Below are 22,171 nucleotides of genomic sequence, written 5' to 3' on the forward strand. Positions count from 1 at the left end.
CAAAAGAAAACCGAGGCAAATGCCTCGGTTTTTCTAAACTTTCAATGAAATATTATTGCCTCTTATATTCGATAATTATTTCACCCGTTAAATGTGAACCGAACTGAGCGTTGTCCAAGGTCAATGTCAAAACATTGCCTTTCAATTGTATTGTTGATATTATGGAAAGCTCTTCAAACTCATCTGGTCCTATTTGGTTAAAACCTGTAGTAATTAATTTTCCATTTTCAATTTTCCAAGTACCGGTATGATACCCTTCTTCATCATCCCCATCCATAAAATTGGTCCCTACCGGACCAGTAATTACCTTTTCCCCGTCCACTATTTCATATTCCTCCCTTGAATAGCGTAAAAAACCAGTGGTCTTTATTTCTTTGGGATTATCGGTAAACTCAATGGCATAATTTGTTTCTTCGGGGACAATTTTTTCAATTACACCATTTTGATATTCAACGAAAAAAGTGTTATCGTAGTAATTGGTCATTGTCCATTTACCTACCAATTGCACATCCAAACTTAAATTTGACGTAGCATCATCCTTGCTACAGGCAACTATTAAAAGGGTAAAAAGGCAAATTTTCAAGTATTTCATAAGTTATGGTTGTGTTTGATTAATTATTTAAATTTTAAGTCCTAGCCCCAAACTAATTACTGAGGTTTTATAAGCATCATCTCGTTCTATCAATCCGTAACTATACCTCAAGTTCAACTCCAATTGATCTGTAAGGTCAAAACCTAGTCCCCCATTTAAACTAAAATCAAACCTATCAAAGTTAGAATACGTCTCCTTTTCACCCTCCAATGAAGGATCAAATGGAAGTTTTTTAACAACTTCCGTTCTTTTCAATGCTTACCCTGGCTGTATACCCAGTTCCAGATAAAAACGCTCAACCAATTCAATCCTAACGTTAACAGGCAACAAAATTATCAATTCATTTACCTTAGTAACAACTTCCCCTGCCATGGGGTCTTTATTATAATCTACATACTCTACGTAAACTTCACTTAAAGTTCTTGTCCCTTGGTTGGCCAATAATAATTCAGGTCTGATACTTGTCTTATCTGAAATGCTGATATTAAAAAACCCACCAACATAATAGCCGATTTTTCCTTGAAAATCCAGAGCCTTTACACCATAGAACTCTATATCAGGACGAAATTGGGAATAATTAGTTCCAGCCTTTATTCCAAAGGTATTGTCTAATTGTGCTGATGCTGTAAAACAAATTAATAGGGCAACAAGTAGGTTTGCTTTTTTCATTTTTAGATGTAAGATGATTAATTAGTTAAATGACCGTTATTAATTCGGCGGTGGGGAAAGTAACGAGTATAAACCAAATAGCATACCGTAAATTGACGAATGCCCATTCTCGATTGACGGATAGCAAAACATAGAATAAAAACTTATCCGAACTCTCTACAAATCATCGTAAAAAAGAAAACCGAGGCGTTTGCCTCGGTTTTTTTTCCAAATGTTACTCTAGTCAATTCTTGTGTAGAGGTGAGATCATAATGTGCGCCCTATGTGTTCCCGGATTCATTATCCAAGGATGATTAGATCCGATCGGATTTTCTGGAAGCCCGGTCGAAGCCGCTGTGGCATACGGCAGATACACTACATAACGGTGATGTGCACCTTCGACCTTATTGGTCGCAGGGTCGTACCTATCGCTCTCTCCAAAGTAAATATGCAAGGTAGCACCCGGTGTTCCCATGGCCAGTTTACCGGATTTTGCTTCCGCCTCTCGAATTTCATTGATCTCAGGTCCTGATTTCCCCTCTGCCCTTAATTCTCGGCCACGGGCCATAAAAGGTTCCAAACTTTTGTGATAGCAGGCCGAATTAAATCCCGATTTTTTGGGGTCATCCACAAGCACGATAAACTCGTTGTCCCCTTCTTTAAAGGTTACAAACTCGCCGGCCATGTTGTACCCTATTACGGTACACCCATCTCGGCTTACTTCCGGGGCTGCCATTAAGGATGCTGCTACCAAGGCCTCGTCGGAGTCGATGAGGACGTAGTTGGTTTCGGTTTTACCTGAACCCCCCTCTAAATTTTCTGTAATGGCAGAATCATCTAGCTCTGTTTTGTTTCCATCGCTGTTTTTACAGGAAATTAGAGCTCCTGAAAGTACAACTGCTAAAATTATTTTTTTCATTGTATCGAAAATTGGTTTTTACTTTAATTCCGCAAATAGCATCTTGGGGAAAGTAAAATTCAACAACTATCCCAATTACAGACACTTGCATACTAGCAGTAAGTTATAAAAATTTTGATACAAGCCTATCAACGGGCATACTAAACTTTAAAATCTGCTCACGGACTCTATCAACAACAAATAGGCTTTTTCTGTAACATTTGAAATTTTCAATCTATCTTTCGAAGCTCAACTCTTCTATTTAGAGCTTTCCCCTCCTCTGTGGCGTTGTCACCAATGGGCATGCTCTGCCCATAACCTTCACTCTTCAATCTTGATTCATCAACACCTTCGTCCACCAAAGCGATAAGAACTGATTTCGCCCTATTTTTAGATAATTTCATATTGGCCTGTTCGCTCCCAACATTATCCGTGTGACCCTCAATACTAATTTTTAAATCGGGATTGGCATTTAACATTTTGGTGATCTCGCTCACAATTTCATAAGATTCTGATTTGATTCTGGATTTGCCTGTATCAAAATTAATATGGAGGGTGGCAAAACCTTTGGAATTGATATCGTCGATAATTTTATCTGCTGTTATTTTTTCGATAGTTTGCTCAAAATCTTTAGATTCCACCACACCGATCTGCCCCCTAGCAGTATCGGAATAGACCTGAATACCAATTTTTTTGGTTGGTGTTTTTAGAACATACATTCGGATGGGAGAATTCACTATATCACCAACATAAAAGTTATTGAAATAAGCGTGGCGATCGTTCACTGTTTCACCTTTTTCATTTATCAGGCTATCAGGTATGTTTCCTTCAAAAACAAGTTCGGCACCAATTTCTTTCAAATATTCCTTAACACTTTTATCGAAAAAATACTGATTCCAATCCTTATCGTCATCCATCTGGATTCCCATTTTTTCCACACGTCCTTCAATATCAAAAAATGAATTGCCATCAAACATTTCAAGTTTATGAAAATCATAGGATTCGGTAGCGCTGGTATTTTCGTCAATGATCATTCCACTGGGGGGTGTTATGTAAGGAAACCCTCCTATATCTTTAAGGGTCAACGGAATTTTATCCCAAGTAAAAGCTACCGTGGAACTTTTGGGCTCAATTTCTACCTTGCCCACTTCTGTTTCGGCAACGGGGTTTACAGTAGTTTGATCGACTGTTCCTCCTTTTTCTTTTTTACAGGACAATACAGTGACAATGGCAAGCAAGCCAATTAGATAATTTTTTTTCATTCTTGGTTTTATTTGATTTTTCTTAGCACTAAGGTTTCTCCTCAGGTTCGGTTAAACTAGTGCTTTTCCAATCCACAGAATGCCATAAATTGACCAATGCCCTGTTTGGATTGATAAATCAAATAATCCGACACTATACGCCTTCTTTTTCTTGTATCAACTCTGCCTCAAAAAGTGTGGTAAAATATTTGAGAAGTTTTTGTTTCACTTCTTCCATATCCACTTCTTTTTGGCCCAGTTCCACATTAAGGGAAGTCACGGCCTTATCCTTAATGCCGCACGGAATCATGAGGTCAAAATAACCTAGATCGGCATTTACGTTCAAGGCAAAACCGTGCATGGTTACCCAACGGCTGGCACGCACGCCCATGGCACATATTTTACGGGCAAAAGGGGTGCCTACATCCAGCCACACCCCTGTTTCTCCTTCGGAACGCTCGGCCTTAAGGCCATATTCTCGCAGGGTGAGTATTACCATTTCCTCCAATAAACGTAAGTACTTGTGTATATCGGTAAAAAAATTGTCCAGATCCAAAATGGGGTAGCCCACTACTTGACCCGGACCGTGATACGTGATATCGCCACCACGGTTTATTTTATAAAAAGTAGCTCCTTTGGCCTCCAAGGCCTTCTCGTCCACCAATAAATTATTGATATCGCCACTTTTTCCAAGTGTATATACGTGAGGGTGTTCCACAAACAAAAAATGATTGGGAGTTTCAAGACCTGCTTCTTCTCTTCGGTTGCGAATTTTGGCATCCACAATATCCTTAAAAAGGGATTCTTGGTAATCCCAAGTCTCCTTGTAATCTTTAAACCCCAGATCCTGTAACGCAACTTTCTTATTCATGTTACAAAGATACGAAGCTCAATTATGGAAAACTATTTCTCCAATTCCACCTCCAAATCCAAAATGGTGGGGTCGTTCATCATATCCAAAAAGTTAACCTCAAAAATCAAGGTCTTACCATCTTGACTAAAGGTTGCTTCTTTTGCTGATGTAGATTTTATTTTTCTGGGAAAATGATACTTTAGGGTATACGTAGACCCCGAAAGAAACATTTCGCCGCCCTGCATGCTATCCAATTGTTGCTGAAACAGCTCTTGGTCCAAAATCTTTGCCGTACGGCTAAACTTGTTCTTTTTGAATGTATACTTTACCTCGGTAGGTTGCTCTGCAGGCTGTATCGGACCTTGTTGGGTATTGGTTTTGTTCCCGATGGAACTTGCATTATGGAAAGCATTGAATGCATCGTTCACTTGGTTCACATCCTTAAAATCGCTAAAAAGATCAAACTTCATCTCTTTGGTATCCGGATTCATAACCATATGCATATTAAATGGCTCCAATTTTTTCAGTTTTGCCTGTTCCTCTTGAGGCAATTGTGCAATACTATCCTTGTGCTCTTCCAAAAAATCTTTGAACGAAATAATGGAATCTATGGCTTCTTCGTTTTCCTTGGCCATTTCGTCCCCTGCCATATCCATCATTTCTGAACCATCAAACTTTATGGACAACTTGCCCGACCCGTCTTCGTTCAAATGGAGTTCCTCGGTAAAATTGCACGATGCCAAAAGGCCCAAAATGGAAATTATAACGTACTTAAGTTTCTTCATGTTTATGTAATGGTTAGTTGTTTATCGTTCTATCACTTTTGATTTAACTATTACCAAAAGCGCGCTAAAAATACCATTAACCCCACATATGCACAACAAGACACGGCTTTTTTGGATAAGCTACGATCAATTGGTGTTGTTCAAAATTATCAAAGCCGCGATAACGCCTGGGACCCAACCGCAAAGGGTAAGTAAAAAAACAATTAAAATAGACCCACATCCTTTCCCGATTACGGAAAGGGGAGGAAACAGAATGGCCAATAAAACTCTCCAGAAACTCATTGATTTGATTTTTGATTGATGATTACTTATAGGTAGTTAAAATACCTGTTCTGTTACAGAAAAACGACTATTTTTAACCAAAAATCTGCCAAATATGCGGTTTTTCTTCCTTATCACTTTCTTGGTGAGTTCATCTGTTGTTTTGGGGCAATACCAGTTTTCTGGAGAGGTCGCCATGGAAAATGCCGGAAATGCCATTTATTTATCCGTGGTAGAGGACTACCGAAAATCTTCTCGAGTGTATTTGGACCAAATAGTTCAACAAGGTATAGTGGATTCCATGGGGCATTTTTCCTTCTCCGGTGATAATCTAAGTGGACAAAACCGCATATATCGCATCCATTTGGATGGATGTTCGGACAGTTTGGGCAGCAAGCACTTTTTAGGATTGTGCAACAACAGCAAAAGTGTTCTTTTTATCGCCAACAATAAGGACACCCTGCAATTTCCAACTTCTTTTGAAGATCAATCCCTCTGCACCATAAACTCTACAAATCCAAAATCCGGCCTAATTCTGGAAATAGAGGAGCTCAAAGAGCACATGGCGTACGATTTGGCCGAATATCCCAGCGAGGCCAACCTTAATTTGAATTTAAAAAAATGGTTCAAGGCCCTTCATAACTTTGGAAAAAAAACCAACGAACCTTTGGGCGAACTCTACATTTACGATTTTCTGTCCGACAAAAGCAATGAGACCTTCAAATTTTATCTGGAAGACCTAGTTGCCAACAACTATTACGAAGATTTGGCGGAAAGATTGACCGCTGATTATCCCAACTCGACCTTTACCCGGCAATACCGTGCCGAGATAACCACGGACAGGGAGTTGGCCAGTTTTGGCAAACCACAGTCCGGCAAATGGAATAGGACCATAATCGCGCTTTTGGCAGTATCCGTATTGGGAAATGTAGTTTTTTTCTTGAGCAAAAAAAGAAAGAGCAATGCCTCCCTTCTACTCGAAAAATTAACCCCTCAAGAACAAAAAATAGCCCATCTAATATTGGAAAACAAAACCAATAAAGAAATTGCCTCCGAGCTTTTTGTAAGTGTGAGCACCATTAAGACCCACATTAATAACCTGTATAAAAAACTGGATATTGCCTCCAGGGACGAAATGTCCATTCTGTTCAAAAAAAATAAATTTCAACCCAGGGACTAGTACCGATTTCCAACGGAACAAAATTCGTCCAACCATTGATTTTAGTGAATTTGGCCATCAAACCATAAATCACGTAAAATCATGAAACAAATTTTAACCGCATGGCTTATGCTTTGCATTGTTTGTGTTTCGGCACAAGACTTCAACAAGGAAATAACAACAAAAAACGGTCAACAATTTTTAGTAGGACAAATAAACCTGGATGGTTTGCAATCCAAACCATATGGCAACTGGTTTCAGGCTCGGTACAACGCCCATAAAGTAGACGAAACTTTGGTATCCCTTTTTCAAAAAGAATTAAAGAGGTACAACATCAAACTATTCTTGGGGACCTGGTGTGGAGACAGCAAACGGGAAAGCCCAAAATTGATCAAAATTTTAAAGGCCGCTAATTTTCCCATGGAACAATTGGAAATAGTTGGGTTGGATTACCGAAACGGGCTGTACAAGACCAGTCCGACCGGAGAGGAGAAAGGGTTGAACATAATCAAGGTGCCGACCATCATCTTTTTTAAAAACGGAAAAGAAGTCAATAGAATCGTTGAGAGTCCACTGGAAACTTTGGAAGAAGACATTTCCCAAATTGTTTTCCGTAAGAACTATGTGCCCAATTATGCATATTAAGTTATGGTAAGGCAAGGTTTTAAAGCGCAAAAGTGTAATTTTGCGCTTTAAATTTTTTAGAGATTATGCAACTATCGGAACAAGAGATCGTTCGAAGGGAAAAATTGACCAAACTCCGGGAAATGGGCATAGACCCCTACCCCGCAGCTTTATATCCTGTTGATGCCACTTCCAAAAGCATTAAGAGTGATTTTGAAGAAGGAAAAAAAGTAGTGATTTCCGGTAGATTGATGTCGCGTAGAATTCAAGGTAAAGCTTCGTTTGCCGAACTTCAAGACAGCGAAGGTAGAATTCAAGTGTATTTTAACCGTGACGAAATTTGCCCGGGAGATGACAAAACCCTGTACAACGATGTCTACAAAAAATTGCTGGACATAGGGGACATTATTGGAATAGAAGGAGAGCTTTTCACCACTCAAGTAGGTGAAAAAACCGTGATGGTGAAGAACTTCTCACTGTTGAGCAAAAGTTTAAGACCGTTGCCGCTACCAAAGGTAGATGACGAAGGTAAAGTGTACGATGCCTTTAACGACCCAGAACTGCGCTATCGTCAACGGTACGTGGATTTGGTGGTAAACCCACACGTAAAGGACACTTTTATAAAAAGAACAAAAATAACCACCAGTATCCGTGAGTTTTATAACCAAAAAGGATATTTGGAGGTTGAGACACCCATATTGCAACCCATACCGGGCGGAGCTGCGGCGCGTCCGTTCCTAACGCACCACAATGCGCTCAACATTCCACTGTACCTGCGCATTGCCAACGAGCTTTATCTTAAAAGGTTGATTGTTGGCGGGTTTGACGGCGTTTACGAATTTGCCAAGGATTTCCGCAACGAAGGTATGGATCGCACCCATAACCCGGAGTTTACCGTAATGGAACTCTACGTAGCCTATAAGGACTATAATTGGATGATGGACACCACAGAAGAACTATTGGAAAAAGTAGCTATTGATGCAACTGGAAGTTCCAAAGTAACAGTGGGTGATCACGAAATAGAATTTAAGGCACCCTACCCAAGGGTTCCCATTTTGGAGGCCATTAAAATCCATACGGGAATTGACGTTTCTGGAATGGACGAAGATGAACTTCGAGAAACCGCCAAAAAATTGGGCATTGAAGTGGATGACACCATGGGCGCAGGCAAATTGATAGATGAGATTTTTGGTGAAAAATGTGAACACCACTACATTCAGCCCACGTTTATTATCGATTATCCAAAAGAAATGAGCCCTTTGACGAAAGAACACCGTTCCAATCCTCGATTGACGGAGCGTTTTGAGTTGATGGTAAATGGAAAGGAGCTGGCCAATGCCTATTCCGAGCTCAACGACCCCATTGATCAACGTGAGCGTTTTGAAGATCAGCTGAAACTATCCGAAAAAGGAGATGACGAAGCCATGTTCATAGACCAGGATTTCTTGCGTGCACTTGAATACGGAATGCCCCCAACATCGGGTATCGGTATCGGCATAGACCGTTTGGTAATGTTAATGACCAATAATTCTTCTATCCAAGAAGTGCTTTTCTTCCCGCAAATGCGACCAGAGAAAAAGCAGGTAGAGCTTACCGAAGAGGAAAAAATCATTTTGGACATTCTTAAGCCACAAGGTCAGATGACCTTATCCGACCTTAAGGAAAAAGCAGGGCTAAGCGGTAAAAAATGGGACAAGAGCACTAAAGGCTTGACCAAGCATGGGCTCATCAAAATAGAAAAAACGGAAGATGCACTACTTGTAAAGTATACGGGATAGAAATAATGAACACATAATTTTTAACATACTATCTTATTCAGAATTAAATTAAATCCATCATAAAAGAAGAGCCCTTAAGGGCTCTTCTTTTTTTCCATTAAAACACTGATTACCAAGTCTTATTTTAAAAAAAACCATTATCTTACCCAATAATTCCTTACAAAAAGCAAAGGAATTTCAGCAGCCCCCACAACAATATCTAACTAAAATCTACTAAAATGAAAAAGTTACAACTTACCTTTTTCCTTACCCTTTTGGCTACATTAACAACCTTTGCCCAAGAGGTAACCGGAACCGTTTATGATGACCAAAATGTGCCCTTACCGGGCGCATCGGTCCAAGTAAAAGGCTCTCAAACAGGAACAATCACCGATTTTGATGGAAAGTATACCATTGAGGCAAACACCGGAGATATTTTGGTCTTCTCCTATGTGGGTTTCAACACCCAAGAAGTCACAGTTACCAGCAACACCTTAAATGTAACCCTACAAGCAGGATTGGAGTTGGAGAATGTTGTAGTGGTCGGTTCCAGAAACCCGAATAGGACAGCTACAGAAAGTACTGTCCCTGTAGATGTAATAGACATAAAGGAACTAAACAATGTGGCGCCGCAGGTAAATTTAAATCAAATATTAAATTATGTAGCGCCTTCCTTTACATCCAACACCCAAACCATTTCCGATGGTACAGACCATATAGACCCGGCATCTTTAAGAGGGCTTGGGCCCGATCAAGTTTTGGTATTGATCAATGGTAAACGCCGGCACACCTCTTCCCTAATTAATGTAAATGGCACATTTGGTCGAGGTAGTGTTGGTACCGATTTAAACGCAATTCCCGCAGCAGCAATTAAGCGTATTGAAGTGCTAAGGGATGGGGCAGCTGCCCAATACGGTTCAGATGCCATTGCCGGTGTGATCAATATTGTTTTGAATACCACCGTAAATGAATTAACGGCAACCGTAACCAGTGGTGCCAATTTTTCCAAAAATGCAAATGGGCAAACAGGCGGCATAGATGGTGAAACAACAAACTTTGCTGCTAGTTATGGTCTGCCACTTGGAAATAATGGCGGATATATCACATTTTCTGGTGATTTTGATGTTCGTCAAGATTATAATCGGATGAAGGAATGGGAAGGCAGTGTCTTTAATCTTTACAATACGGTGGAACGTTTTGCCAATCAAGATGGTTATAATCTGGCCAATTTATTGGACGATGATGTTGCAGATGTGATCCAATATGCAAATCAGGCCAATATCAATCTGAACGGAGCAACGACCAAAGAAGAACTTCAGCCTATTTTGTCCGAAGATAATACCGAAGCGGAATTGGCAGCAAGAGGGCAGGAAAGAAGCGATTTTAATATGCGCGTAGGCCAATCTGCCTTGCGAGGCGGTAGATTTTTTACCAACTTCTCCTTGCCCCTAGATGATAAGGGCACTGAACTATACTCTTTTGCAGGTATTAGCTCCAGAACAGGGAATTCTGCAGGATTCTATAGACTTCCAAATCAAAGTAGAACATATACACCGGCCTACATTAATGGATTTTTACCTGAAATCAATTCTACCATCAGAGATAAATCATTATCTGCCGGTATAAAAGGTATGATTGGTGATTGGAATGTGGATTTCAGTAATACCTACGGAAAAAACTCTTTCTTATACACCATTGGGAACACCTTTAACGCTTCTTTACAAAGCTCCTCTCCCACTGTTTTTGATGCAGGGGGGTTTTCCTTTAGCCAAAACACCACCAACCTCGATATCAATCAATTTTTCGATGATGTAATGTCTGGTCTGAACGTGGCTTTCGGAGCGGAATATAGAGTAGAAAACTATAACATAGAAGCAGGTGAGGAGGCATCCTATTCGCAATATACGGCAGAAGGCCAAGTAATAACCCTAGCTTCGCAAGAACCCTCACGAGATTTCTTTGGAAATGCTAGACCAGGTGGCTCACAGGTTTTTCCGGGCTTTAGTCCAAACAATGAACTTTCCAGGGGAAGAAGTAGTATTGCGGGTTACTTTGATGTAGAGGCTGATTTTTCCGAAGAATTCTTGGCAAGTTTTGCCACTAGATTTGAGGATTATAGTGATTTTGGGTCCACCATCAATTTTAAATTGGCGACCCGTTACAAAATTTCAGATAATATAAATATTCGTGCTGCGGCAAACACTGGATTCCGAGCGCCTTCCTTGCATCAAATTAATTTTAATTCTACATCAACAATTTTTGACCAGAACGGAAATCCACAAGAGGTCGGTACTTTTGCCAATGATAGTAGGGCTGCACAGCTTTTGGGTATTCCACAACTTAAGGAAGAAACATCTGGTAGTGTTAGTTTAGGTCTTACAGCTAAAATCCCTGATGCAAATCTAACCGTAACTGTAGATGGTTATTTTGTTAAAATCAATGACAGGGTAGTTTATACTGGACAATTTCAAGGACCTGGCAATGGGACTGAACTAGACAACTTGTTAAGTCAGGCCAATGCTACCGCGGCATCTTTCTTTGCCAATGCCATCGATACCGAGTCGAAAGGTTTGGATGTGGTTATTACGCACAAGGCCCAGTTTGGTGGTAATTGGAATTTAAAATCCGACCTAGCAGGTACTTTTTCCCAAACAAGAAAGGTGGGAGATATAAATGCCTCAGAAGTTTTGGAAAATGCAGGATTGGTAGACACTTATTTTCCTGAAGACAGTAGAGTTTACTTGGAAGAGGCCGTCCCTAGAACTAAAATAAACTTATCCAACAGCTTAACTTCTGACAAATTCATTGTGTTTTTAAGGAATGTATATTTTGGGGAAGTTACAGAGGCTACTACCAATATAGATAGACAACAAGTGTTTAGCACCAAAATAGTTACGGATTTATCCATCGGATATAAAGTAACCCCTGCACTTACTTTTACTGTTGGTGCCAACAACTTATTTGATATTTATCCCGATAGGGCGGCTGAGACCTTGAGCGATGGTGGAAATAACAGAAGTGATGGGCGTTTTGACTGGTCCAGAAGAGCTCAGCAATTTGGTATTGGCGGTAGGTTCCTTTTTGGGAGAATTAGCCTTGCTTTAAAATAAAGAATTCTTACTCTTTAATTTTATATTCTTTGAAGCCCCAAATGGGGCTTCTTTATTTTTTTAAAATTTAACAAAAAAAGCATAGCTTAGAATCCCATATGGAACTAAGCAAAAAAATAGGCCTGGTTTTAGGTCCCGTAGCCTTTCTGGTTTTGAATATTTTACCTTTCGAAATTGTTTCGGAAAAAGGTGACCCAGTTATTTCTGTTGCTGTATGGATGCTCATTTGGTGGATCACCGAAGCGGTATCCATTTCGGTTACAGCATTGCTCCCCTTGCTCTTATTGCCCATTTTAAAAATCTTGCCCATTGCGGAGGTGGGTGCCAACTACGGCAGCCCTATCGTTTTTCTATTCTTTGGGGGGTTTGTAATGGCCCTGGCTTTGGAGAAAGTTAATTTACACCGAAGAATCGCCCTGAACATTATCCGACTAACCGGAACGACGCCGAACAAGGTCATTTTAGGCTTTATGATCGCCACAGCATCTTTAAGTATGTGGATCAGCAATACTGCAAGTACGGTAGTTATGTTGCCTATTGCGCTTTCGGTAATCAATTTATTGGTGGACGATGCCGACGGTTTCACCAAAAACGATCAAAATTTCGCACTGAGCGTAATGCTTGGCATCGCCTTTTCGGCGAATGCTGGGGGCATTGCCACGGTAATCGGTACTCCTCCCAATTCTGTGCTGATCGGTTTACTGGAAAACGAGTACAATACCGAAATATCTTTTTTAAAATGGATGACCATTGGATTGCCATTTTCGATCATTATGGTAGGAATTTGCTATTTGGTATTGGTTAAATGGATGTTTCCCAATAGGGACCTAAAATTTAATGCATCAAAAGATGTTATCCGTACCGAATTGGATAAATTGGGCCCCACCTCTGGCAAGGAAAAAATGGTTCTCACCATTTTCGGTGTAACCGTATTTCTATGGATTTTTAGAACCTTGATCAATAACCTCTTCCCTCAATTGGGAATCACGGATACCATGATCAGTATTTTTGCAGCAATAGCATTGTTTGCCATTCCCTACAATATAAAAAAGGGTGATTTTATCATTACTTGGCAAGACACCTCCAAACTGGCCTGGGGTATTTTGATCCTTTTTGGTGGTGGACTGGCCCTGGCCCAAGGAATGTCCGCAAGCGGTATTGTGGATTTGGTCGCTAGCAGTATTGCACAAAGTGAAATCAGTATTTTGTTCACTGCTGCCCTGTTAATTTTCCTGATGCTTTTTATGACGGAGCTTATGAGCAATGTTGCCCTTGTCGCAGTCTTAGCACCCGTGGTCGCAGGGATTGCCATAGGTCTTGATATTCCAATGCTCCATTTATTGATTCCGGTGACCATTGCCAGTAGTTGTGCGTTTATGCTTCCAATGGCCACACCGCCCAATGCCATTGTTTTTGCCAGTGGTTACGTTAAAATACCCCAAATGGCCCGGGTAGGGGTAATTCTCAATCTTATTGCCGTACTTCTGTTGGTGTTAGTGTTCCAGTTTGTAATTCCCCTATTGTTCTAAACTAAAAATGCCCCTCCGGGCGGAAGGGCATTTTTACAAACTAACTAACTCAAAAAAATGTAAGAAACTAACTTAACTAACGCTACTCTCCACTAAACAAGTGGTGCGTAACTATTTGTTAGGTACAAAGTTATAACTCTTTTTACGATAAATTATTGTAATTAGAATTTTGTTAACGAACCAAAAAAGCAGTAAAACATTGCGTACCTCGTTCAAACCCCATCAATTCCTAAAGCAATTGTACAGATTTACACTTTTTATTGAAAAATCGATAGGTAAAAATCCATTTCACTAACAATTCCCACTTCCTTAGTTCAATGTTATATTTTTGTTAACCAACAACTTATAAGTATTCTTTAACATAAATTACCTTCAAAACAAAAGCCCCTTTGTCAAGGGGCTTTTTTAGCTAACTCAAATAAGTTGTAAAATGAAGAACATTTTACTGCATTGACCCTACATAAGGATCAAAACCTTCGGGGAGATACTTGGAAGTATCAAAACCCAACTCTATTTCTTCCTCCTCCATGTAGTTGATGGATGTTACCGCAATTACATCAGTGTACGGGTCAAAACCCTTGGGCAACAAATATTCACTGTTAATTCCCAATTGCAGTTCTACTTCATCCTTTACATAAGGGATCGATTTTAAATCCACATAAGCTTCGTAGGGAGAAAAGTCCTCTGGCAAATAATCCTTGGTATTAAAACCAAGTTCCAAATCCTCCTCTTCCATATAGTTAATGGAGTGTACATCCACTACCTCTGTGTAAGCATTAAAATTCTCTGGCAGATATTTTGTGGTATCAAAACCTAATGCTGATTCAACGTTGTTTTCGAGGTATATAATGGAATTCAAATCAAAATAGCTTACATAAGGATCGAAACCCTCGGGAAGATAATCGGAGGTATCAAAACCTAATTCAACTTCAGGCTCTTCTTCCAAATACACTATTTCGTTCAAATTCAACTCGTAAGATGCATAATCGTTCATCTCGGAAGTTGAATCGTTCAACTCTGCACCTATATTAAGTACGGTTAAACTGTTCTCTAGACTGCTCAGGCTCCCGGATTGAAGCTCGACGGACCTGAAATTTTGTTGGTCGTTGGCTATGGCGGTACTACTTAATAATACACTTCCATAAATTAATAATAACTTGTTCATTTTTTGATTGAATTTTATGATTGATGATATGCTTATAAGACTATCCAAATTCCAAAACGTTACAGTCTTTAGCATTTTTTTACGAAATTTAGATATCCGTTGAGCCCAGCAATACGGGGTGATACAAGCCAAACCACCAGTAAAACGCAGGACTCCCATTGGTTGGGGCATTGCGTTAAAAAAACGACTGTTAATATTTATTTAACAGTTAATTCGATCGAATTTTAAGTTCTTTGGTTGTTTTAGTTATCCAAACTGACTTATAATGATAAAAAATTTATTACCTCGACTACTACTAGCAGTCATTGTATTGGGTACCATCCAAACTACGGAGGCCCAACTTTTTAAAAAGAAGAAGAAAAACACCGAACAAAAAAAACAAGACAAACCTAAACCTGGTGACATTAAACCTTACGACAAGGTAATCACCAAAGATGCGAAAACCGATGCAGGGCTATTTAGCGTGCACACGGTAGATGACAAACATTATTACGAAATTCCCGATTCCCTGTTTAACCGGGAAATGCTTATGGTAAGCAGAATTTCCAAAACCGCTACCGGAATTGGATTTGGCGGTGGAAAAATCAACACCCAAGTGCTACGTTGGGAAAAGAAGGACAAAAAAGTATTGGTCAGAGTGGCTTCTTATGAAAATGTTGCTGCAGATTCCTTACCCGTCCACGAAGCAGTAGTAAACTCGAACTTTGAACCTGTCCTATTCTCTTTTGACATTCAGGCCATCAACAAAAAAGATTCCCTGAACCCATCAACGGTAATCGAAATCGACCCTTTGTTCACCAAAGATGTAAAAGCTCTTGGATTCCCTGATGGATATAGAAAAAGATTCAAGGTAACCCGAATGGACAACGATAGAAGTTATATCGAATCCATAAAAAGCTACCCGTTGAACATCGAGGCTCGCCATGTAAAAACGTACCTTTCCAACAACCCTCCAAGCAATTCCAGCCTTGGTTCAATTTCGTTGGAAATAAACAATTCCATGATCTTGCTGCCTAAAGAACCGATGAAACGCCGTTATTTTGACGAACGCGTTGGATGGTTCGCCAGAGGACAGGTGGATTACGGACTGGATGCCCAAGAAAGTAAAACCCTTACTTACCTAGATCGTTGGAGGCTCGAGGTAAAAGACGAGGATATTGAAAAATTCAAAGCAGGAGAATTAGTAGAGCCTAAAAAACCCATTGTATATTATATAGATAGAGCTACTCCCAAAGAATGGATACCTTACATTAAACAAGGTATCGAGGATTGGCAAGTTGCCTTCGAGGAAGCGGGCTTTAAAAACGCCATTCTTGCCAAAGACCCTCCATCTCCGGAGGAAGACCCAGAGTGGTCCCCAGAAGATGTACGCTATTCTGTGGTACGCTATTTGGCCTCTCCTATTCCCAACGCAAATGGTCCTCACGTAAGTGATCCACGAAGCGGCGAAATTTTGGAATCGGACATAAATTGGTACCATAACGTAATGAGTTTGTTACGAGGCTGGTTCTTTGTACAGACCGCAGCCATTAACCCCGAAGCCCAAAAAACAGAGTTCAATAAAGAAATAATGGGAAGGTTGATACGTTTTGTATCTTCCCACGAAGTGGGCCATACTTTAGGACTACCACATAATATGGGTAGTAGTGCCGCCTACCCCGTGGATTCTTTGCGTTCGGCAAGCTTTACCAAAAAACATAGCACCGCACCATCCATTATGGACTATGCCCGTTTTAATTATGTAGCACAGCCCGGAGATGAAGGAGTCGCCCTAATGCCCAATATCGGAGTTTATGATAAATATTCCATTAAATGGGGCTACAAGCCTATTTTGGACAAAACTGCCGAAGAAGAAAAACCAATTCTTAACAGTTGGATCTTAGAGCATGCAGGAGATCCAATGTACCGTTTTGGACACCAACAAGTGGGCGATGTCCACGACCCGAGTTCACAAACCGAGGATTTAGGTGATGATGCCATAAAAGCCAGCTTGTACGGCATTGCCAACTTAAAACGAATTGTACCCAACTTAATAGATTGGACCACCGAGGCGGGTGAAAACTATGATGATCTGGAAACTATGTACGGACACGTAGTTTCTCAATACGGCAGATATATGGGACATGTTGCCAATAATATTGGAGGAGTATACGAACATTACAAAACAGCTGAACAAGATGGTGCCGTTTATACCCATGTTAGCAAAGAGCACCAGAAAAACGCCATGAAGTTTATGCAAGAACAATTGTTTGAAACTCCCGAATGGTTGTTAGATCAGAATATTTTTAACAAAATCCAATACTCAGGTTCAGTGGAGCGTATCCGTTCCGTACAAGAACGCTATATGAACACCATGTTGCAATTGGGCAAATTGGCAAGAATCATAGAAAACGAAACCATAAACGGCAACGAAGCCTACACCTTGTTGGAAATGATGCGAGACCTTCGCAGGGGAATTTGGTCAGAGACCCGTAATGGTAAATCCATCGATACCTACAGAAGAAATCTTCAAAAAGCCCATATCGACAGATTGGAGTATTTAATGACCGCCGATAGTCAACGAAAAATGCCGGACTTTGGAGGTTATAGAAAATCTACACCGATCAACACTAGTCAATCCGATATCCGTTCCGTGGCACGAGCCGAACTGAACAACTTAAAAAGAGATATTAGAAATGGCTTGGCAAGAATTTCGGATAGCATGAGCCGCTATCATTTACAAGATGCCTTGGAGCGCATAGACCTAATCTTGGAACCTACCAAATAAGGGCCTCCTTTAGAACTTGGAATCATCTATCAGGGTGTAATCGGTTTTCATACCGGTTACACCTTGTTTTTTTTAAGGTTCACATCTAAACAAGATTGTTTCACAACATATCACTGAGATTTCAATTGTCTTTGCTTACCTTAGTAATCCCAAATCTCAACATCATGACCTACAAGACAAAGAGCTTAGTTTACTTTATCTGTTTCGTGGCAGCTTCAGCCCTTTACTACCTAGTGGAGCAAAACGATAAATTCCAGGAAACCATCACATCAGAAACGTATGCCGAGACCAATTTCCAGGACACCGGGGATTTTGATGATGATACCAATAAAAACCTCGAAGAAGAGCTCCGGTAATCAAACTACCCTTTCAACGTTCCCACTGTTAAAAGCATCATAATCTATGTAGAAGGATTAAACCTTTGTCAAGGATCCTTGTCCAAGGAGCAAATCTTAAATATACAGTAATATGAAACGGTTAACAGTAATAATGGTTATGCTGATCAGTGTTGGCATAGCCGCTCAAAAACATGGTGGACAAGGAATGCACAAAGGTCAAAAAATGGACTTGAGCGCAGAAGAAATGGCCACTCTACACACGAAAAGGATGACCTTGGCCTTGGACCTTACAAAAGCACAATTTGACAAAGTATATGAAATTAATTTGGAAAATGCCGAGTTGAGGAAAGCGAAACAGGATCAAATGAAATCGATGAAAGAGAATGGTGAATGGAAAAAACCAACGTCCGAAGAACATTTTAAAATGCAAAATGAACGGTTGGACCATCAAATTGCCGTTCAAGAAAAGATGAAAAAAATACTGGATGAAAAACAGTATGAGGCTTGGAAAAAAATGCAGAAACATAAAAAGTCTATGCACGGCAAGAAAAAAATGGAGGAGAGAGGGAGAAGAGGATAGTGTTTTTTGTTGATTTTAAGGAGCCGCGCCTGCCATGGTCGCGGCTTCTTTTGTTATGTCCCTTACGTAAAAATATTTGTTTATCTGCTTTTTTACAGATATATTTGTTTATCTGCTTTTTTACAGATATTTAATTTTATCTATTAATTTACAGATATTCAACAAAACTACTAACCATGATAGCCGTACTTACCGGAGACATAAAAAACTCTTCCGAACATAACGCCAGCACATGGCTTCCACTGCTAAAACAAGCTTTGGACACATTTGGCAAAGAACCGGCCGAGTGGGAAATATACCGAGGGGACAGTTTTCAACTACAGACCGTTCCCGAGTTGGCCCTGGAAGCGGCGATTTACATTAAGGCATGTATAAAACAAATACGCCGCATGGATGTTCGGATAGCCATAGGCCTGGGAGATAAAAACCATGAAGCAACCAAAATTACAGAATCCAACGGTTCGGCCTTTATAAACTCCGGCCAATGTTTTGAGCAGCTCAAAAAACAACGATTGGGCATACAAACTCCGAACTCTAGTGTAAACGAGCAGATCAACCTCTTGCTGGAACTTGCCCTGCTAACCATGGATAGTTGGACACCCGCCATATCCAAAACGGTAAAATACGCCATGGAGAACCCAAAGTTGAACCAAAAAGAACTTGCCGATCTACTTAACAAATCACAAGGAAACATAAGCGAAGAATTAAAAAAAGCAGGATTTGAAGAAGTCAAAAAAATGATTCAATTTTACAGGACACAACTCGAACAATTATGATGCTTTTTGCCCTTAAACTACTTCTTGCCCATTTTATGGGCGACTTTGTACTACAGCCAGGACATTGGGTGGAAGACAAACTAGAAAAAAAAGGGCGGTCCAAATACCTTTACTTTCATATTGGCATACATGCATTGGTACTTTTGCTCCTTTTCCAATTTAAAAATATAGGGACCATATTGATCATTGTTGCATCACATTATCTCATAGATCTGGGAAAATTATCCCTTACCAATTCCAAAAACTACAGATGGCTCTTTGTTGTAGATCAATTTTTACATCTACTGGTTTTGGGCATTATCTTATATTGGGCACATCCGTTCCCAATCGATTTCACACATCTTTTTGATGAAAGGACATTGCTATTGATTACTTTTTTGGCATTTGTGACCTTCGTGTCCGGAATTATTATGAGAATGCTCCTGGCACCTTATATAAATGAAGTTGCAAAAACCGATGATCCAAATGAGGGCGGTTCGTTAAAAAATGCCGGTACCTATATTGGCATGCTAGAACGTCTTTTTGTTTTTGGTTTTATACTGATGCAGCAATGGGCCGCCATCGGCTTGCTGATAGCTGCAAAGTCCGTATTTAGGTTTGGGGACCTTAATAAGGGCAAAAATAGAAAGCTAACCGAATACGTACTTATTGGTACGCTTTTGAGCTTTGGCCTGGCCATTTTATCCGGTTTACTGTACGCCCATCTTGTTGATAGCATCTAGACTTTTTAGGATATTGGTGATAGCATTTTGAAAACGGCACCTATAAAAATACCCTCTACTTCCTTCTTATTTACCCAATAAGACCACATAGTTGCTCCCGCTTCCGACCTAAATCCCAATATTCCTGGAATTAATTTTATTTTTATTTAGATTCATTTCAAATAAACTATATATTTGCGACAAATTTATCAATAATGAGTCTAAATAAGAATAGTCTATTCTTTTTAACGATTATAATTTTTTGCACCAACATCAGCATCAGTCAAGAAACCCCAACCATGGAACAAGATTCCATGTCCATGCAAAAATTGGACGAAGTTGTCCTAACTGGAGAAAGCAAGGTAATGTCCCTCAGTAAAAAATTGTTTGCCGTAGGTGTTATCGACCAAAAGGATATTGCAAAAGTAGCCGGAAACAATTTGGCCGACATTCTTAACTACAACCTCAACATAACCGTTACCCCAGACCCATCTACAGGGCGCTCCACTATAAGCATGTTCGGCCTGGACGGTCAATATGTAAAAGTACTGATAGATGGTATCCCCATGGCCAGTGATAACGGAATGGGGAACAATATAGACATTACCCAAATAAATCTGGAAGATGTGGAGCGCATCGAAATTGTGGAAGGCTCCATGGGTGTTCTATACGGCGATAATGCCGTGGCAGGGGTTATCAATATTGTAACCAAAAGAGGTCCGGATGGTGTTTATAAATGGCAGATTCAACTGTCCGCACAAGAAGAGAGCGTAGGCAGCGAATATGCTTTGTTCGATAAAGGCAGACATATACAAAATGCCAAAGTAAGCTACCAGATCAGCGATAGAACGAGTGTTTCCATTGGCGGTTCGCGAAACGACTATGCCGGTTTTTTTAACGACTTCCAAGGCCAAAACTACGTAAACATCCAAGACAACGCGGTGGTCAACGATAGCCTACGCGGTATGGAATGGAACCCAAAAGAACAGCTTACCGCCTATGGCAACTTTAATACCCGTATCGGAAAGCACAACCTTTTCTATAAGATCCAGTATTATGACGAATCGGTCCCCGTGTACAATTCTTTTGTAAACGGGAGAGTGGACAGTAACACAGGAATGGTGAACCCTACCGCATTGGACGAAAATTTTGATACCCAAAGAACCATCAATAACCTTAACCTCACAGGACCGTTAAAAGGACCAACGATCTATAATCTATCCCTGTCCCATCAAAAACAGAAAAGATACTACAAGCAATTCGTGTACAATATATTACAACAGGGCATCGAATCCATTATCGCCGACGATCTGAGTCAATCAAGTGAAATTTGGTATTCCAAGGGCTTTGTGAGCAATTTAGTTCCAAAATCAAGCTTTTTTAACCTACAATTGGGGTACGAGTTTAACCATCAAACCGGATTCGACGCCATTGCCACCGGTGAATACTCAAGCGATGTGGTCGAGAATACCTTGGAGAACTATGATTTTTTTGGAGTGGCCGATTTTAACCTAACCGATAAGTTCTCCTTGTTCCCCGGAGCAAGATTTACGAACAACTCTCAATTCGGCAACAAACTGATCTGGTCCCTGAGTTCCACCTACGACATAAGCAATACATTTAAAATAAAAGCTGTTTTCGGTTCCGCTTTCCGGGCCCCGAACTTTGAAGAACTGTTTTTCTACTTTGTAGATTCCAACCACAACGTACAGGGAAACCCCGACTTAGATCCCGAAGATGGCATATCCCTTTTCTTGAACATAGAGGAAAAGTTCCGGTTGTCCGAAACCGGGATGCTAAAAACCGCCTTAAAATCTTACTATTTTGATATTGATGGAAAAATAGCCTCCGTTATAGATGTGGACGAACAGGATCGAAACCTGTTCACTTTTGATAATGTAGATCGTTCAAGAATCCTGGGGTTCTCTTTAGAAAACTCACTGATCATGAACCGTTGGCAAGCTTCACTGGGCATGACCTACATGGGAGAGTCCACACAAATAGATGCATCCGAGGACAATAACAACGATTATTTATGGAGCTTTAACCTACAATCCTCACTAGGCTACACCATACCCTCCATAAACACCACCCTGTCCGCACAGCTAAAATATACCGGAAGAACCCAAATAGTACAGAGTAGCACTAACGGAAATGTTGTGGGACAAACAGACGACTTTACATGGATGGATGCGTCGGCTAGGACCAATATCACTAAAAATCTAAGCCTCACTTTGGGTGCAAGAAACCTCTTCGACATTGTTCGGGTAAACGCAACCGACAGCCCGAGCGGCACACATGGCAGCGGAGGAACTCCCAGTCGTTTGTTCGGCAATGGAAGATCATATTACCTAAAACTATTATACAATCTAAATTTCAATTAAAAC

At 40.3% G+C, this 22,171-nt stretch carries 20 protein-coding genes; 11 read left to right on the forward strand and 9 right to left on the reverse strand.

The features are described 5' to 3' along the window. Positions 1-52 precede the first annotated feature (52 nt). The 8 genes from MJO53_RS04250 to MJO53_RS04285 all read right to left on the reverse strand — a co-directional run bounded on the left by MJO53_RS04250 (position 53) and on the right by MJO53_RS04285 (position 5,299). Entirely contained in the window at positions 53-592 is a 540-nt protein-coding gene (locus MJO53_RS04250) for a hypothetical protein (protein WP_252080595.1), read from the reverse strand. A gap of 27 nt (positions 593-619) precedes the next feature. Next, on the reverse strand, positions 620-847 hold the full coding sequence (locus MJO53_RS04255; protein ID WP_252080596.1) for an outer membrane beta-barrel protein: 228 nt from the start codon (positions 845-847) through the stop codon (positions 620-622). A gap of 3 nt (positions 848-850) precedes the next feature. Further along, positions 851-1,261, reverse strand: coding sequence for an outer membrane beta-barrel protein (locus MJO53_RS04260; RefSeq protein WP_252080597.1), 411 nt, complete (start codon positions 1,259-1,261; stop codon positions 851-853). A gap of 223 nt (positions 1,262-1,484) precedes the next feature. Continuing rightward, on the reverse strand, positions 1,485-2,159 hold the full coding sequence (locus tag MJO53_RS04265; RefSeq protein WP_252080598.1) for a hypothetical protein: 675 nt from the start codon (positions 2,157-2,159) through the stop codon (positions 1,485-1,487). Between the two features lie 209 nt (positions 2,160-2,368). Further along, positions 2,369-3,400 carry an OmpA family protein gene (locus tag MJO53_RS04270; protein ID WP_224837816.1) on the reverse strand — a complete coding sequence of 344 codons (1,032 nt, stop codon included), beginning with the start codon at positions 3,398-3,400 and terminating at the stop codon, positions 2,369-2,371. A 133-nt stretch (positions 3,401-3,533) separates the two neighbouring features. Continuing rightward, positions 3,534-4,250 (reverse strand): lipoyl(octanoyl) transferase LipB, encoded by a 717-nt coding sequence (gene lipB / locus MJO53_RS04275; protein WP_252080599.1) that lies wholly within the window; start codon positions 4,248-4,250, stop codon positions 3,534-3,536. Between the two features lie 32 nt (positions 4,251-4,282). Next, complete coding sequence (locus tag MJO53_RS04280) at positions 4,283-5,017, reverse strand: hypothetical protein (RefSeq protein WP_224837818.1); 735 nt, start codon at positions 5,015-5,017, stop codon at positions 4,283-4,285. A 126-nt stretch (positions 5,018-5,143) separates the two neighbouring features. Continuing rightward, positions 5,144-5,299, reverse strand: coding sequence for a YqaE/Pmp3 family membrane protein (locus MJO53_RS04285; protein WP_224837819.1), 156 nt, complete (start codon positions 5,297-5,299; stop codon positions 5,144-5,146). 94 nt (positions 5,300-5,393) lie between these two features. Here MJO53_RS04285 and MJO53_RS04290 point away from each other — a divergent pair, with 94 nt between their 5' ends. The 5 genes from MJO53_RS04290 to MJO53_RS04310 all read left to right on the forward strand — a co-directional run bounded on the left by MJO53_RS04290 (position 5,394) and on the right by MJO53_RS04310 (position 13,457). Then, positions 5,394-6,458, forward strand: a complete 1,065-nt coding sequence (locus MJO53_RS04290) for a response regulator transcription factor (protein ID WP_252080600.1) — start codon at positions 5,394-5,396, stop codon at positions 6,456-6,458. 81 nt (positions 6,459-6,539) lie between these two features. Further along, positions 6,540-7,082 carry a thioredoxin family protein gene (locus MJO53_RS04295; RefSeq protein WP_252080601.1) on the forward strand — a complete coding sequence of 181 codons (543 nt, stop codon included), beginning with the start codon at positions 6,540-6,542 and terminating at the stop codon, positions 7,080-7,082. A 65-nt stretch (positions 7,083-7,147) separates the two neighbouring features. Beyond that, entirely contained in the window at positions 7,148-8,839 is a 1,692-nt protein-coding gene (gene lysS / locus MJO53_RS04300) for a lysine--tRNA ligase (RefSeq protein WP_252080602.1), read from the forward strand. Between the two features lie 218 nt (positions 8,840-9,057). Then, a complete protein-coding gene (locus tag MJO53_RS04305; protein WP_252080603.1) occupies positions 9,058-11,928 on the forward strand; it encodes a TonB-dependent receptor in 2,871 nt (956 codons plus the stop codon). Between the two features lie 98 nt (positions 11,929-12,026). Beyond that, complete coding sequence (locus tag MJO53_RS04310; RefSeq protein WP_252080604.1) at positions 12,027-13,457, forward strand: SLC13 family permease; 1,431 nt, start codon at positions 12,027-12,029, stop codon at positions 13,455-13,457. 442 nt (positions 13,458-13,899) lie between these two features. On the opposite strand, the gene MJO53_RS04315 is transcribed toward MJO53_RS04310, so the two are convergent. After that, on the reverse strand, positions 13,900-14,622 hold the full coding sequence (locus MJO53_RS04315) for a hypothetical protein (protein ID WP_224837825.1): 723 nt from the start codon (positions 14,620-14,622) through the stop codon (positions 13,900-13,902). Positions 14,623-14,887: 265 nt separating this feature from the next. Here MJO53_RS04315 and MJO53_RS04320 point away from each other — a divergent pair, with 265 nt between their 5' ends. The 6 genes from MJO53_RS04320 to MJO53_RS04345 all read left to right on the forward strand — a co-directional run bounded on the left by MJO53_RS04320 (position 14,888) and on the right by MJO53_RS04345 (position 22,168). Beyond that, entirely contained in the window at positions 14,888-17,389 is a 2,502-nt protein-coding gene (locus MJO53_RS04320) for a zinc-dependent metalloprotease (RefSeq protein ID WP_252080605.1), read from the forward strand. 164 nt (positions 17,390-17,553) lie between these two features. After that, positions 17,554-17,745, forward strand: coding sequence for a hypothetical protein (locus MJO53_RS04325; protein ID WP_252080606.1), 192 nt, complete (start codon positions 17,554-17,556; stop codon positions 17,743-17,745). A 112-nt stretch (positions 17,746-17,857) separates the two neighbouring features. Then, positions 17,858-18,307: a hypothetical protein gene (locus MJO53_RS04330; protein WP_224837828.1), complete on the forward strand. Its 450-nt coding sequence runs from the start codon at positions 17,858-17,860 to the stop codon at positions 18,305-18,307. A 176-nt stretch (positions 18,308-18,483) separates the two neighbouring features. Next, a complete protein-coding gene (locus tag MJO53_RS04335; protein WP_224837829.1) occupies positions 18,484-19,083 on the forward strand; it encodes a transcriptional regulator in 600 nt (199 codons plus the stop codon). Then, a complete protein-coding gene (locus MJO53_RS04340; protein ID WP_224837830.1) occupies positions 19,080-19,805 on the forward strand; it encodes a DUF3307 domain-containing protein in 726 nt (241 codons plus the stop codon). Before MJO53_RS04335 ends, MJO53_RS04340 begins: the two co-directional genes overlap by 4 nt. A gap of 194 nt (positions 19,806-19,999) precedes the next feature. Then, positions 20,000-22,168 (forward strand): TonB-dependent receptor plug domain-containing protein, encoded by a 2,169-nt coding sequence (locus tag MJO53_RS04345; protein ID WP_252080607.1) that lies wholly within the window; start codon positions 20,000-20,002, stop codon positions 22,166-22,168. Positions 22,169-22,171 lie beyond the last annotated feature (3 nt).

This window comes from Flagellimonas marinaquae (assembly GCF_023716465.1).
GTDB classification, from domain to species: domain Bacteria; phylum Bacteroidota; class Bacteroidia; order Flavobacteriales; family Flavobacteriaceae; genus Flagellimonas; species Flagellimonas alginolytica.

Excerpts from the sequence above, each read along its gene's own strand:
- MJO53_RS04330 (WP_224837828.1), top strand. The coding sequence starts at position 17,858 with ATGAAACGGTTAACAGTAATAATGGTTATGCTGATCAGTGTTGGCATA.
- MJO53_RS04345 (WP_252080607.1), top strand. The coding sequence starts at position 20,000 with ATGAGTCTAAATAAGAATAGTCTATTCTTTTTAACGATTATAATTTTT.
- lipB (WP_252080599.1), bottom strand. The coding sequence starts at position 4,250 with ATGAATAAGAAAGTTGCGTTACAGGATCTGGGGTTTAAAGATTACAAG.
- MJO53_RS04280 (WP_224837818.1), bottom strand. The coding sequence starts at position 5,017 with ATGAAGAAACTTAAGTACGTTATAATTTCCATTTTGGGCCTTTTGGCA.
- MJO53_RS04270 (WP_224837816.1), bottom strand. The coding sequence starts at position 3,400 with ATGAAAAAAAATTATCTAATTGGCTTGCTTGCCATTGTCACTGTATTG.
- MJO53_RS04315 (WP_224837825.1), bottom strand. The coding sequence starts at position 14,622 with ATGAACAAGTTATTATTAATTTATGGAAGTGTATTATTAAGTAGTACC.
- MJO53_RS04320 (WP_252080605.1), top strand. The coding sequence starts at position 14,888 with ATGATAAAAAATTTATTACCTCGACTACTACTAGCAGTCATTGTATTG.
- MJO53_RS04325 (WP_252080606.1), top strand. The coding sequence starts at position 17,554 with ATGACCTACAAGACAAAGAGCTTAGTTTACTTTATCTGTTTCGTGGCA.
- MJO53_RS04260 (WP_252080597.1), bottom strand. The coding sequence starts at position 1,261 with ATGAAAAAAGCAAACCTACTTGTTGCCCTATTAATTTGTTTTACAGCA.
- MJO53_RS04290 (WP_252080600.1), top strand. The coding sequence starts at position 5,394 with ATGCGGTTTTTCTTCCTTATCACTTTCTTGGTGAGTTCATCTGTTGTT.
- MJO53_RS04265 (WP_252080598.1), bottom strand. The coding sequence starts at position 2,159 with ATGAAAAAAATAATTTTAGCAGTTGTACTTTCAGGAGCTCTAATTTCC.
- MJO53_RS04250 (WP_252080595.1), bottom strand. The coding sequence starts at position 592 with ATGAAATACTTGAAAATTTGCCTTTTTACCCTTTTAATAGTTGCCTGT.
- MJO53_RS04310 (WP_252080604.1), top strand. The coding sequence starts at position 12,027 with ATGGAACTAAGCAAAAAAATAGGCCTGGTTTTAGGTCCCGTAGCCTTT.
- MJO53_RS04295 (WP_252080601.1), top strand. The coding sequence starts at position 6,540 with ATGAAACAAATTTTAACCGCATGGCTTATGCTTTGCATTGTTTGTGTT.
- MJO53_RS04340 (WP_224837830.1), top strand. The coding sequence starts at position 19,080 with ATGATGCTTTTTGCCCTTAAACTACTTCTTGCCCATTTTATGGGCGAC.
- MJO53_RS04335 (WP_224837829.1), top strand. The coding sequence starts at position 18,484 with ATGATAGCCGTACTTACCGGAGACATAAAAAACTCTTCCGAACATAAC.
- MJO53_RS04285 (WP_224837819.1), bottom strand. The coding sequence starts at position 5,299 with ATGAGTTTCTGGAGAGTTTTATTGGCCATTCTGTTTCCTCCCCTTTCC.
- lysS (WP_252080602.1), top strand. The coding sequence starts at position 7,148 with ATGCAACTATCGGAACAAGAGATCGTTCGAAGGGAAAAATTGACCAAA.
- MJO53_RS04305 (WP_252080603.1), top strand. The coding sequence starts at position 9,058 with ATGAAAAAGTTACAACTTACCTTTTTCCTTACCCTTTTGGCTACATTA.